General features: G+C 67.6%; 10 protein-coding genes. 7 read left to right on the forward strand and 3 right to left on the reverse strand.

The genetic code is table 11. The features are described from left to right. The first annotated feature begins 132 nt into the window (after positions 1-132). The 7 genes from LRR16_RS18025 (at position 133) to LRR16_RS18055 (ending at position 8,129) form a co-directional block, all read left to right on the forward strand. Positions 133-1,329, forward strand: coding sequence for a phosphoglycerate kinase (locus LRR16_RS18025; protein WP_232206727.1), 1,197 nt, complete (start codon positions 133-135; stop codon positions 1,327-1,329). 82 nt (positions 1,330-1,411) lie between these two features. Beyond that, positions 1,412-2,848, forward strand: coding sequence for a pyruvate kinase (gene pyk, locus LRR16_RS18030; RefSeq protein ID WP_232206728.1), 1,437 nt, complete (start codon positions 1,412-1,414; stop codon positions 2,846-2,848). 232 nt (positions 2,849-3,080) lie between these two features. Next, entirely contained in the window at positions 3,081-4,145 is a 1,065-nt protein-coding gene (gene fba, locus LRR16_RS18035; protein WP_023263746.1) for a class II fructose-bisphosphate aldolase, read from the forward strand. A 153-nt stretch (positions 4,146-4,298) separates the two neighbouring features. Beyond that, a complete protein-coding gene (locus LRR16_RS18040; protein WP_006577367.1) occupies positions 4,299-5,207 on the forward strand; it encodes a phosphoribosylaminoimidazolesuccinocarboxamide synthase in 909 nt (302 codons plus the stop codon). Positions 5,208-5,247: 40 nt separating this feature from the next. Then, complete coding sequence (gene purE, locus LRR16_RS18045; RefSeq protein ID WP_006577368.1) at positions 5,248-5,745, forward strand: 5-(carboxyamino)imidazole ribonucleotide mutase; 498 nt, start codon at positions 5,248-5,250, stop codon at positions 5,743-5,745. A gap of 100 nt (positions 5,746-5,845) precedes the next feature. Further along, positions 5,846-7,090, forward strand: a complete 1,245-nt coding sequence (locus LRR16_RS18050; RefSeq protein ID WP_232206729.1) for a 5-(carboxyamino)imidazole ribonucleotide synthase — start codon at positions 5,846-5,848, stop codon at positions 7,088-7,090. A 61-nt stretch (positions 7,091-7,151) separates the two neighbouring features. Then, a complete protein-coding gene (locus LRR16_RS18055; protein WP_232206747.1) occupies positions 7,152-8,129 on the forward strand; it encodes an L-threonylcarbamoyladenylate synthase in 978 nt (325 codons plus the stop codon). A gap of 13 nt (positions 8,130-8,142) precedes the next feature. On the opposite strand, the gene dacB is transcribed toward LRR16_RS18055, so the two are convergent. The 3 genes from dacB to LRR16_RS18070 all read right to left on the reverse strand — a co-directional run bounded on the left by dacB (position 8,143) and on the right by LRR16_RS18070 (position 12,322). Next, entirely contained in the window at positions 8,143-9,753 is a 1,611-nt protein-coding gene (gene dacB / locus LRR16_RS18060; RefSeq protein ID WP_232206730.1) for a D-alanyl-D-alanine carboxypeptidase/D-alanyl-D-alanine-endopeptidase, read from the reverse strand. A 99-nt stretch (positions 9,754-9,852) separates the two neighbouring features. After that, entirely contained in the window at positions 9,853-10,797 is a 945-nt protein-coding gene (locus LRR16_RS18065; protein WP_157071927.1) for a hypothetical protein, read from the reverse strand. 88 nt (positions 10,798-10,885) lie between these two features. Further along, the gene (locus LRR16_RS18070) at positions 10,886-12,322 is read right to left on the reverse strand and encodes a hypothetical protein (RefSeq protein WP_232206731.1); all 1,437 of its coding nucleotides are present in this window, start codon (positions 12,320-12,322) and stop codon (positions 10,886-10,888) included. Positions 12,323-12,513: the final 191 nt, after the last annotated feature.

The raw sequence follows: 12,513 nt of genomic DNA on the forward strand, positions 1-12,513 counted from the left end.
GGTCGTCAGCACGATGTGATGAGGGTTTCACCTGCCTTTGTGCCCCAGGCGTCGCAACCCCGTTGCAATTGCGCAAAAGGGGGTCCCCCTTCAGGTAAAATGCCGGTTTTTCCGATCTTTCCCGCAAGAGCCATGACCTCTGTCCTGCGTCTATCCGACCTGATTTCCCAAGGCAAACTGTCCGGCAAGCGCGTGTTCATCCGCGCCGACCTCAACGTGCCGCAGGACGACGCCGGCAACATCACCGAGGACACCCGCATCCGCGCCTCCGTGCCCGCGATCCAGGCCTGCCTGGACGCCGGCGCCGCCGTGATGGTGACCTCCCACCTGGGCCGCCCGACCGAGGGCGAGTTCAAGCCGTCCGATTCGCTGGCGCCGATCGGCAAGCGCCTGTCGGAACTGCTGGGCAAGGACGTCAAGCTGGTGCAGAACTGGGTCGACGGCGTCGAGGTCGCGCCCGGCCAGGTGGTGCTGCTCGAGAACTGCCGCGTCAACAAGGGCGAGAAGAAGAACAGCGACGAGCTGGCGCAGAAGATGGCCAGGCTCTGCGACATCTACGTCAACGACGCCTTCGGCACCGCCCACCGCGCCGAGGCCACCACGCACGGCATCGCCAAATACGCGCCGATCGCCTGCGCCGGTCCGCTGCTGGCCGCCGAGATCGACGCGCTGGGCAAGGCGCTGGGCCAGCCGGCCCGTCCGCTGGTGGCCATCGTCGCGGGCTCGAAGGTCTCGACCAAGCTGACCATCCTGAAGTCGCTCGCCGACAAGGTCGACAACCTGGTGGTCGGCGGCGGCATCGCCAACACCTTCATGCTGGCCGCCGGCCTGAAGATCGGCAAGTCGCTGGCCGAGCCCGACCTGGCCGGCGAAGCCAGGGCCATCATCGACATCATGGCCGCGCGCGGCGCCTCGGTGCCGATCCCGGTCGACGTGGTCTGCGCCAAGGAGTTCAGCGCCAACGCCGCGGCCACCGTCAAGGACGTCAAGGACGTGGCCGACGACGACATGATCCTCGACATCGGTCCGCGCACCGCGGCGATGCTGGCCGAGCAGCTGAAGGCGGCAGGCACCATCGTCTGGAACGGTCCGGTCGGCGTGTTCGAATTCGACCAGTTCGGCAACGGCACCAAGGTGCTGGCCGACGCGATCGCCGAATCGAAGGCGTTCTCGATCGCCGGCGGCGGCGACACGCTGGCCGCGATCGCCAAGTACGGCATCGCCGACCGCGTCGGCTATATCTCGACCGGCGGCGGCGCCTTCCTCGAATTCCTCGAAGGCAAGAAGCTGCCGGCCTTCGAAGTCCTGGAGCAGCGCGCCGCGGGCTGACCCCACAGGCCCGCCGTCTGCCGGCCGCCGCGGCGGCGAGCGCCGGCGGACGGCCGCGACACCCCAAGGACAAGGAAACCAGATGACCCGTTCGACCAAGATCGTCGCCACCATCGGCCCCGCTTCCAGCACGCTCGAGATGCTGACCCGCATGATTGCGGCCGGGGTCGACGTGGTGCGGCTCAATTTCTCGCACGGCACCGCCGAGGACCACCTCGAGCGCGCGCGCCTGGTGCGCGAGGCCGCCCAGGCCTGCGGCCGCGAGGTCGCGATCATGGCCGACCTGCAGGGGCCGAAGATCCGTGTCGGCAAGTTCGAGCACGGCAAGGTCACGCTGAAGGCGGGCGACCCGTTCGTGCTGGACGCCAACTGCCAGCTCGGCAACGAGGAGCGCGCCGGCCTCGATTACCGCGACCTGCCGCGCGATGTCGGTCCGGGCGATCTGCTGCTGCTCAACGACGGCCTGATCGTGCTGGTGGTCGACCGCGTGATCGGCAACGAGATCTTCACCACCGTCAAGGTCGGCGGTGACCTGTCCAACAACAAGGGCATCAACCGCCAGGGCGGCGGCCTGTCGGCGCCGGCGCTGACGGCCAAGGACATGGAAGACATCAAGACCGCGATGGCGCTGGGCGCCGACTATATCGCGGTCAGCTTCCCGAAGAACGCCACCGACATGGAGATGGCGCGCCAGCTCGCCGCGGTGGCGGGCCAGCAGTTCGGCCACAAGGCGCGGATGATCGCCAAGATCGAGCGCGCCGAGGCGATCCGGCCGGGCGTGCTCGAGGAAATCCTCGCCGCTTCGGACGGCATCATGGTGGCGCGCGGCGACCTGGCCGTGGAAGTGGGCAACGCCGCGGTGCCGGCGCTGCAGAAACGGATGATCCGGCTCGCGCGCGAGGCCAACAAGCTGACCATCACCGCCACGCAGATGATGGAAAGCATGATCGTCAATCCGGTGCCGACCCGCGCCGAGGTGTCGGACGTGGCCAACGCCGTGCTCGACGGCACCGACGCCGTGATGATGTCGGCCGAGACCGCCGCCGGACGCTATCCGGTCGAGACCGTCGAGGCGATGGCCGCGGTCTGCGTCGAGGCCGAGAAGTCCGAGGTGGTCCAGCTGGATACCGACTTCCTGAACCAGACCTTCACGCGGATCGACCAGTCGATCGCAATGGGCGCGCTGTTCACCGCCTATCATCTGCAAGTGAAGGCCATTGCCGCGCTGACCGATTCGGGCGCGACCGCGTTGTGGATGAGCCGTCACCGCATCCATGTGCCGATCTACGCGATGACGCCGAACCTGGCCTCGCAGCGCAAGATGCAGCTGTACCGCAACGTGGTGGCGCTGCCGCTGGAATCGAGCAGCGACCGCGATACCGCGCTGGAACAGGCCGAGGAGCTGCTGCTTGCCAAGGGCGTGGTGCAGCGCGGCGATTTCATCGTGCTGACGATCGGCGAGCCGATGGGGCAGCCGGGCGGCACCAATACGCTGAAGATCGTCCGGGTCGGCCTGTGATGGGGATCCGCACCCTGACCATGAAGCCGGAGGCGAGGAGGCGATGCCGATGACGCGAACGATCACGCGAACGATGACGCCAACCATGACGGCGCGCACGGTGCGCTGGGGAACACAGCCCGGTGCCGCGGCCCGCGGAAAGTTGCCACGATAGCGGCGGGCCGCGGCGACAGCCCGGCAGCCCGAAGAACATCCAATACCGAGAACCCCATTCTTTTCTTAGGAGTCTGACATGCCACTCGTTTCGATGCGCCAGTTGCTCGACCACGCCGCCGAGAACGGCTACGGTCTGCCGGCATTCAACGTCAACAACCTGGAGCAGGTCCAGGCCATCATGCAGGCGGCCGACGAAGTGAATGCGCCGGTGATCATGCAGGCTTCCGCCGGCGCCCGCAAATACGCGGGCGAACACTTCCTGCGCCACCTGATCGAGGCCGCGGTCGAGGCCTATCCGCATATCCCGGTCGTGATGCACCAGGACCACGGCCAGTCGCCGGCGATCTGCCAGGGCGCGATCGATCTGGGCTTCTCGTCGGTGATGATGGACGGCTCGCTGCGCGAAGACGGCAAGACCCCGGCCGAGTATGACTACAACATCGAGGTGACCCGCAAGGTCGTCGAGATGGCCCATGCGGTCGGCGTGACCGTCGAGGGCGAACTGGGCTGCCTGGGCTCGCTCGAAACCGGTGAGGCCGGCGAGGAAGACGGCATCGGCGCCGAAGGCAAGCTCGACCACTCGATGCTGCTGACCGACCCCGAGCAGGCCGCCGACTTCGTCAAGGCGACCCAGCTGGACGCGCTGGCGATTGCCATCGGCACCTCGCACGGCGCGTACAAGTTCACCCGCAAGCCGACCGGCGACATCCTGGCGATCAGCCGCATCAAGGAAATCCACGCCCGCATCCCCAACACCCACCTGGTGATGCATGGCTCGTCGTCGGTGCCGCAGGAACTGCTGGAGGAAATCCGCAAGTTCGGCGGCGACATGAAGGAAACCTACGGCGTGCCGGTCGAGGAAATCCAGGAAGCGATCAAGTACGGCGTGCGCAAGATCAATATCGACACCGATATCCGCCTGGCCATGACGGGCGCGATCCGCCGCTTCTTCGTCGAGAACCCGAGCAAGTTCGACCCGCGCGAATACCTGAAGCCGGCCCGCGAAGCGGCCAAGCAGGTGTGCAAGGCGCGCTATGTCGCGTTCGGCTGCGAAGGCCAGGCCGGCAAGATCAAGCCGATCGCGCTGAAGGACATCGCCGAGCAGTACAAGTCGGGCAAGCTGTCGCAAGTGGTGCAGTAAGCCGTCTGGGCCTGGCCCCTCCCGCGTTGCACGCATCGGGGGCCGGGTCATGGCCGACGCCATGGCGTGGCCAATGATTCGACCGATGGGGCTTCGCCACTGCACGAAGCCCCTCATTGTTTCTCCCTCTCTCCGGCTCGCCGGCCAATTTCTATGTCTGACGCTCTCTATCAGTCCTCCATCCGCTCGCTGCCGCTGCTCGGCCATGGCAAGGTGCGCGACAACTATGCCGTCGGCGACGACAAGCTGCTGATCGTGACGACCGATCGGCTGTCGGCGTTCGACGTGATCCTCGGCGAGCCGATTCCGGGCAAGGGCCGCGTGCTGAACCAGATGGCCAACTTCTGGTTCCAGAAGCTGGCCCATATCGTGCCGAACCACGAGACCGGCATTGCGCCCGAGACGGTGGTGCAGGCCGACGAGGTCGCGCAGGTGCGCGGCCGCGCGGTCGTCGTCAAGCGTCTGAAGCCGATCCTGGTCGAGGCCGTGGTGCGCGGCTATCTGGCGGGCTCGGGCTGGAAGGACTACCAGGCGACCGGCCGGGTTTGCGGCATCGCGCTGCCGGCCGGCCTGCAGAACGCGCAGAAGCTGCCCGAGCCGATCTTCACGCCGGCGGCCAAGGCCGAGATGGGCGAGCACGACGAGAACATCAGCTTCGCCGAGGTCGAGGCGCGCATCGGCAAGGAACTGGCCGCGCAGATGCGCGACATCTCGATCCGCCTGTACAAGGAGGCGGCCGACTACGCCGCCACGCGCGGCATCATCATCGCCGACACCAAGTTCGAGTTCGGGCTGGATGAGAACGGCACGCTGACGCTGATGGACGAGGTGCTGACCGCCGATTCGTCGCGCTTCTGGCCGGCCGATTCCTACCAGGTCGGCACCAACCCGCCGTCGTTCGACAAGCAGTTCGTGCGCGACTGGCTCGAGGCGGTGCGCATCGACGGCAAGCCGTGGCCCAAGACCGCGCCGGCGCCGGCGCTGCCGGCCGACGTGGTCGACAAGACCGCGGCCAAGTACCGCGAGGCGCTGACCCGGCTGACCGGGCAGGAACTGCAATAACCGGGCGGCCGCGGGCACGCCACGCAAGCAAGGATTGGAAGTGAGCCAGACAAACAAGCCGCTGGTCGGCGTCGTGATGGGCAGCAGCTCGGACTGGGACGTGATGCAGCACGCGGTGGCGATGCTGAAGGATTTCGGCGTTCCGTTCGAGGCGCAGGTGGTTTCGGCGCACCGGATGGCCGACGAGATGTTCCGCTATGCCGAGACGGCACGCTCGCGCGGACTGCGCGCGATCATCGCGGGCGCCGGCGGTGCCGCGCACTTGCCGGGCATGATCGCCGCCAAGACCATCGTGCCGGTGTTCGGCGTGCCGGTGCCGTCCAAATACCTGCGCGGCGAGGATTCGCTGCTGTCGATCGTGCAGATGCCCAAGGGCGTGCCGGTCGCCACCTTCGCGATCGGCGAGGCGGGCGCGGCCAATGCCGCGCTGCATGCGATCGCCACGCTGGCCACCACCGACGACGCGCTGGCCGCGGCGCTGGACGCCTTCCGCACGCGCCAGACCGAAGCGGCGCGCGCGATGACGTTGCCGCTGTGAGCGCATACGGCATCGAATGACTGCATTACGGCTTTACTGATTCACGCCCCCGCGGCCGCCGCCGGCGGCCGCGAACCGTTCTCCTGGAATCCGCACGAGCATGCCCACCGATATCCATCCCCATCTGATCGAAGCGCACACGCCGGAGTCGCGCGCCGAATTCGGCGTCGGCGGCCCGAACGCGCCGATCCTGCCCGGCGCCTGGCTCGGCATGCTCGGCGGCGGCCAGCTGGGCCGGATGTTCACGCACGCCGCGCAGGCGATGGGCTACAAGGTCTGCGTGCTCGATCCCGACCAGGACAGCCCGGCAGGCGCGGTCGCCGACAGGCATATCTGCGCGACCTACACCGACGAGGCGGCGCTGGGCGAGATGGCGAAGCTGTGCCAGGCGGTCTCGACCGAATTCGAGAACGTGCCGTCGATGTCGCTGGAGCGGCTGGAGCAGCTCGGCGCCTTCGTCGCGCCGCGCGGCCACTGCGTGTCGATCGCGCAGAACCGCATCGGCGAGAAGAAGTTCTTCGCCGCCTGCGCCGAGCGCACCGGCGTGTCGCCGGCCCCGCACTGGGTGATCCAGCACGATGCCGACATCGACCAGCTGCCCGACCAGCTGCTGCCGGGCATCCTGAAGACCGCGCGCATGGGCTACGACGGCAAGGGCCAGGCCCGCGTCAAGACCCGCGACGACGTTCGCGCCGCCTGGAACGCGATGCAGCATGTGCCATGCGTGCTCGAGCAGATGCTGCCGCTGGCCTATGAGGTGTCGGTGCTGGCCGCGCGCGGCGCCGATGGCTCGACGGCGACCTGGCCGCTGGCCGAGAACGTCCATCGCGACGGCATCCTGTTCTCGACGGTGATGCCGTCGCGCCAGGTGTCGGCCGAGATCGCCGACCGCGCGCGTGCCGCCGCGGCGACCATCGCCGGCGAGATGGGCTATGTCGGCGTGCTGTGCATCGAATTCTTCGTGCTGAAGGACGGCAGCCTGGTCGCCAACGAGATGGCGCCGCGCCCGCACAATTCCGGCCATATCACGATGGATGCGTGCGAGACCAGCCAGTTCGAGCAGCAGGTGCGCGCGATGGCGCGGCTGCCGCTGGGCAGCACGCGCCAGCATTCGGCAGGCAAGATGCTGAACCTGCTGGGCGACGTGTGGTACGAATACGGGCTCGAGCGCGAGCCGGCCTGGGATGCGGTGGTGGCGCAGCCGGGTGCCAAGCTGCATCTGTACGGCAAGAGCGATGCGCGGCCCGGACGCAAGATGGGCCACGTCAACTGCGTCGGCGAGCGCGCCGAGGACGCGCAGCGCGCCTTCGACGCGGCGCTGCAATTGCTGCATATCGCGCCCTGATTTTCCGCACCGTTTTCCGCACAGTGTGATGACGATGGCCGCCGCTTCCCATCCTTCCCGGATGCCGACCGCCGCCGAACTCGACGAGGCCGCGCGCCTGCTCGAGGCCGGGCAGCTGGTCGCGTTTCCGACCGAAACCGTCTATGGCCTCGGCGCCGATGCCGAGAACCCGGAGGCGGTGGCGCGCATCTTCGCGGCCAAGGGGCGGCCGTCCAACCATCCGATCATCGTCCATGTGGTCGACGGCGCCGACATCGGCCATTGGACCGACGACGTGCCCGAGGCCGCGCAGCGCCTGATCGACGCGTTCTGGCCCGGACCGCTGACGCTGATCCTGAAGCGCGCATCCCATATCCCGGCCGACGTGGCCGGCGGCCAGGACAGCATCGGCCTGCGCTGCCCGTCGCATCCGGTCGCGCAGGCGCTGCTGTCGCGCTTCAAGCGCGGCCGCGGCGGCATCGCCGCGCCTTCGGCCAACAAGTTCGGCCAGGTCAGTCCGACGACGGCGCAGCATGTACGCGAGGAATTCGGCGACAGCGTCTATGTGCTCGAGGGCGATGGCGTCGAGGTCGGCATCGAATCGACGATCGTCGACCTGTCGCGGCTGGACCAGGGTGTCGGCCCGGTGCTGCTGCGCCCGGGCGCGATCACGCCGGCGATGATGGCCGACGTGCTGGGCGTCGCGCCGCTGCCGCCGGACGCCGCGGCACCGCGGGCCTCCGGCACGCTGAAGGCGCACTACGCGCCCCGCACGCCGCTGTATCTGGCCGATGCGCGCGCCCTGGCGCGCGATCTCGCGACGCTGCCGGCAGACGCGCGCGTGGCCTGGGTCTCCGCCGCGCCGGCCGGCGATCCCCGTTGTGTCTGGGTGCAGGCCCCGACGGACGCCAGATCGTATGCCCGGGAACTCTACCGGCTGCTGCGCCGGCTCGACAAGGAAGGCTACGCGCGGCTGTACGTCGAGCCGCTGCCCGAAGGGCATGAGTGGGCGGGCGTGCGGGACCGGCTGCAGCGTGCCGCCGCGGCGTTCCAGGACTGAACGCCCGGGCGCGCTATTCTGCCGCCGCTGCGGCGGCGCCGGCCGACACCGGCGCGCCGCGATAGACCCATTCCAACAGCGCGTCATGCGCCTGCTGCGCCTGCGCGGCGTTCGGATGGTTGATCAGGCTGACCACCACGTAGCGCTTGCCATCGGCTGCATCGACATAGCCGGCGATGGCGCGCACATCCGCCAACGTACCCGTCTTCAGATAGCCATGGCCGGCGGCGCTGCTGCGCGTCAGCCGGTTCCGCAACGTGCCGTCGACGCCAAGGACCGGCAGCGAGTCGACGAAGATCGGCGCCGCCTCGCTGGCCAGCGCCTGTTGCAGCAGCCGCGCGAGGTCGTACGCGCTGATGCGCTCCTGGCGTGACAGGCCCGAGCCGTTGTCCAGCATCAGCCCCGGCATGTCCAGCCCCTGATGCGACAACCAGCGGCGGATCACCGCCGCCGAACGCCTGGTGTTCGCGGGGCCGCGGCGATCGATCTCCGCGCCGATGGTCAGGAACAGCTGGCGCGCCATCACGTTGTTCGAATACTTGTTGATGTCGCGGACGATGTCGGCCAGCGGCAGGCCATGGTGGCGCGTCAGCCGGAAGGCGGGCCGCGGCACGCTGCCGCGCCGGATCGCCGGTGGCTTCGCGAAGGTGCCGCCGGCCGCCAGCCATTGCGCGACAAAGCCGCCGCCGATGAAGTCGTCGTGACTGAGCGCCGCGAAGTTCAGTACCTGCTCGCCGCAATCGGCCGAATAGCTGCCGTCGAACGACGCCACCACGGTACCGTCCGTCTGCGGGGACAGCGTCGGCGTCGCGCCGGCGCGCCAGTCGCCGCAGCGGCCGTTGGTCAGCGCCAGCCGGTTGTCCACGCGCAGTTGCGCCAGCGGCGGCATGACCGACACGCCGACCGTCTGCGTGGCGGCATCCGGGGTCAACGTGAAGGACAGCGTCTTGAACGAATAGAGCAGCGCGTCCGGTGCCACGTTGTAGGCGCGATGGGTCTCGCCGTCGATGGTGCCGCCGTTGTCCAGCCCATTGTCGAAGTAGCTGCGGTCGAGCACCACGTCGCCGGCAATGGTGGTCACGCCGGCGCGCATCGCCTGGGCCACCAGCTTGGCCATCTCCTCCGGTACCAGCTTGGGGTCGCCCTGGCCGCGCAGATAGACGTTGCCGACGACGCCGTCGGCCCCCGGCTCGCGGTCCGCATAGAGCGAGGTCTGCCAGCGATAGCTGGGCCCCAGCAGCTGCAGGCCGGCGAAGGTCGTGATCAGCTTCATCGTCGAAGCCGGGTTCATCGGGGTCTGGGCGTTCCAGCTGACGGTCGCGGCCGGGGCGCCTTGCCGGACGATGTAGAAGCTGGCCGCGGAAAGCGGTACGCCCGCCTGCCGCAAGCCGAGCAGCACCGACGCCGGCAGGCCCGTTTGATCCTGTGACAGGGACAGCAGCCGGGCATGGGAGGGCACTGCCTTTGTCGATGGCGATTGCCGCGATGCCTTCGCGGCGGCGGCTTTTGGCTTGGACCGCTTGGGGGCGGCTTCGGAATTGGCAGCGGGACCGAATGCCAGCGCAAACGCCAGCAATGGCACCATGCTGCGGGCGAGAAGGGGGCGAGCAGGCATGGGCAGCATGGTACCGTAGTCGTCTGCAACGATGCGACCCGATGCCAGCTTCGGCTGCTCATCGTCGCGAGGAAGCGCTGTCAGGTCCCGGCTTCCTGTCGTTGGCCGTCAGAGCTGGCGAAACAGCTGAAACAGCCAGATTCGCTGGTCGTCCCGCGTGTGACGCCACTTTGCCGCAGGACGAACACGGACGCGGGCCGATGACGCAGACGCTGTTGACTGACAGCTGGCGGAAGGACGTCCCGGGCTGCCGAAGGCGGTCCGGTAGAGGGCGCCATCCCGCGCGTTGCGGTTGAAATCGATGATTCGCAGGTCCATCGCGCCATAGAACCGCTTCATCATTTGCGCAAGAGCCGCGGAGTCGGCTCTTGAGCAATGGTAGGCCGCTTCGCGATCGGCGAATCCATCGAGGATCAGAAAGCGGCCGAAGCAGTCCCGATCGCACAACTGATCAAAAGCCAGTCCGAGCAGTCCACGTTCACCGAGCGCGGGCGCGATGCGAAGCAGGACGATATCGAGTTCGGAAACATGGTTGAACGCGTGCTCGTCGGCGTACGGCCGCAGCATGTTCCGATGTTCGGCCAGCTCGCCTTCGCTGAGCAACGGAAAGCGGCGCGAAAACGAGAACGTCAGCGTGTCCTTTTCGCACAGCAGATGGACAAAGGAAGGACACATGGCGTTGTAGATCCGTGGCGTCACCATTCCCAACTCCACCAGATATCGCGCGGCATGACGGATGCCCTCGATTGGGGCGCTCGTCACCTGGTCGAATACCTTCGCCAGGCCCACCAACTGGCCGGCTGTCTTTCCCGAGCGGATACCTGCCTGCAGGAAGGACCGCAGGCGGTCCGGCGAACGCTCGAAGTACTGGAAGAGCGGGCGCAGTGGCCCGTCGCAAACCAGCATCTCGAATTCATGCGTGGTATCCATCAACGCAAGCGCGGCGCCCGGATCGGCATCGATGACCGCGAGCTTCAGTTCCGTCGGCAGGGCGCCCAGATATCCGGGGGGCGGCATGGCCGTGTGCGTGGATCCCGTCGGTACCAATGACATATGCAGTTCCTCCCAGGTTGGAATCAAGGATTGCCCCGATATCGCCGTCGAGCCGATCCGGGCTGCCGTTCGGTGCCCTCGTCGCTGTTCAGCCGCGGCCCGCGGGCGGATCGCCGGGTACCGGAACGTTGCTGCCGGCCGGCTTCTCGTCAAACACAAAATCCTGTGGATTGCCCGACTGCGCCAACCGGTCGACTTCGGGCGCGAACATTTCGGCGCACGCTGCAAGGATGGAGAGCGTTGCGTTGAACGTCAGCGAGGTGACCTTGATGTTCCGGCCTTCCAACGCGAAGGTCGCGACGGCCTGAAGACCGGCGTCTTCCGGCGCCAACATGATTTCGCCGGCCCCCAGCGGCATGATGTACAAGGCGTTGAGGCCGAGTTCGGGCGCCGGCTGGTACAGCTTGTAGGTGATCCTGCCGCCTATGGCCCTCCCGCTTTCGTCGCATGCAATCTGCACGAGGTTGATCTTTTGCCCCGCGGCAGTGCTGAACGCTTCGGAAAGTCCGATGGCCCTGGCCAGCACAGTCATCGCCGCGTTCTCCACCGCATTGCGAGGGCGCTGCGTGATCAGATATAGCAGCGCATCGAACGTGTCGTCGTTGCCATCCGCGGCAGCGCGGATCTTGTTGATCGCGATGTCGATGGCCCCAGGGAGACGCTTGTCGATCTCCCTCTGCTGCTGCTCCGCGGGGAGCGCGGCCAGCCCGTCACGGAAGCCCGGCGGAATCAGGCGCTCGTTGGCTATCTCGCACGGATACAACAGTTCCGACTGATCCCGCGGAAGGTCGGCGTGCAGCTGAGCGGTGATATCGCGCTGCCATTCCGCCCTTCGCTGCGTGACGTCGCCTGCAAACCGATTCAGCGACATCTGCCGCTCGAGAAATTCCTGCAGATCGTCCGTGGTTCGGAGGGTCGCATTCCGCATCAACGCAGGCGCCAATTCGTCGTTGAACCGGGCCTCCAGGGCCCTGGCCTGCTCCAGCGATTGCCGGAGGGCGCCGGACACGTCGCCGTTCGCTCGTTCGAAGCCCTCGTGAGCGGAGGCGGCCTGACAGAGCTTGTGGATCAGATAACCGCCACCTGCGGCGCCGCCGGCAGCGAGCGCTCCGAGCAGTGCGAGGCCCAGGGGAGGGCAGGCGACCGTGACGACCAGCATCGCCAGCGCGCCGACGATGCCGGCGATCCCGATCAACACGATGGCCCTGGTGCCCGGGGCTTCGTTGTCCGGATAATCCCGAACGCTCGTGGCCAACTGATCGAGATCGGCCAGCGCTTCGCCGACCGACTGCGCACACTGCTTGATATCGGCACGCAGCCGCAACAACTCCTGAGGGGAGATGCGTACGTCGTGGCCTTGTTGCAGATCCCAGGCTTCGATGCGCGCGGCGGCCGACTGCGCCTTCGCGATCTTCTTTCCGCATCGCGTCGCGGTGCTCAGGATCTCGTCCTTGCGGCTGGTATCCGGCAGCGAATGCACCGCGCTGGTCAGCTTCTGCCAGGCGGAATCGAGCAGATCGACCACGCGGGGCGCCGGCTGGTTCCGGGCGGCATCGGCGGATGGCGCTGGTTCCGCGCGATGGGCGGCTACTGGACCAACGCTGGCGGGCTGGATATCTTGCGGGGGCTGAGATTGGGCTTCGGTGTGGATCGGGAGATCGGCCGCAAGGGGAGCGGCGGGATGTACGGCAGGGGCTGAGGCAGGGTCTGCGGCAG

The organism is Cupriavidus sp. UGS-1 (assembly GCF_021213615.1).
Taxonomy (GTDB): Bacteria; Pseudomonadota; Gammaproteobacteria; order Burkholderiales; family Burkholderiaceae; genus Cupriavidus.

Coding starts and splice junctions, on each gene's coding strand:
- LRR16_RS18025 (WP_232206727.1), top strand. CDS start 133: ATGACCTCTGTCCTGCGTCTATCCGACCTGATTTCCCAAGGCAAACTG.
- pyk (WP_232206728.1), top strand. CDS start 1,412: ATGACCCGTTCGACCAAGATCGTCGCCACCATCGGCCCCGCTTCCAGC.
- fba (WP_023263746.1), top strand. CDS start 3,081: ATGCCACTCGTTTCGATGCGCCAGTTGCTCGACCACGCCGCCGAGAAC.
- LRR16_RS18040 (WP_006577367.1), top strand. CDS start 4,299: ATGTCTGACGCTCTCTATCAGTCCTCCATCCGCTCGCTGCCGCTGCTC.
- LRR16_RS18050 (WP_232206729.1), top strand. CDS start 5,846: ATGCCCACCGATATCCATCCCCATCTGATCGAAGCGCACACGCCGGAG.
- LRR16_RS18055 (WP_232206747.1), top strand. CDS start 7,152: ATGCCGACCGCCGCCGAACTCGACGAGGCCGCGCGCCTGCTCGAGGCC.
- dacB (WP_232206730.1), bottom strand. CDS start 9,753: ATGCTGCCCATGCCTGCTCGCCCCCTTCTCGCCCGCAGCATGGTGCCA.
- LRR16_RS18065 (WP_157071927.1), bottom strand. CDS start 10,797: ATGTCATTGGTACCGACGGGATCCACGCACACGGCCATGCCGCCCCCC.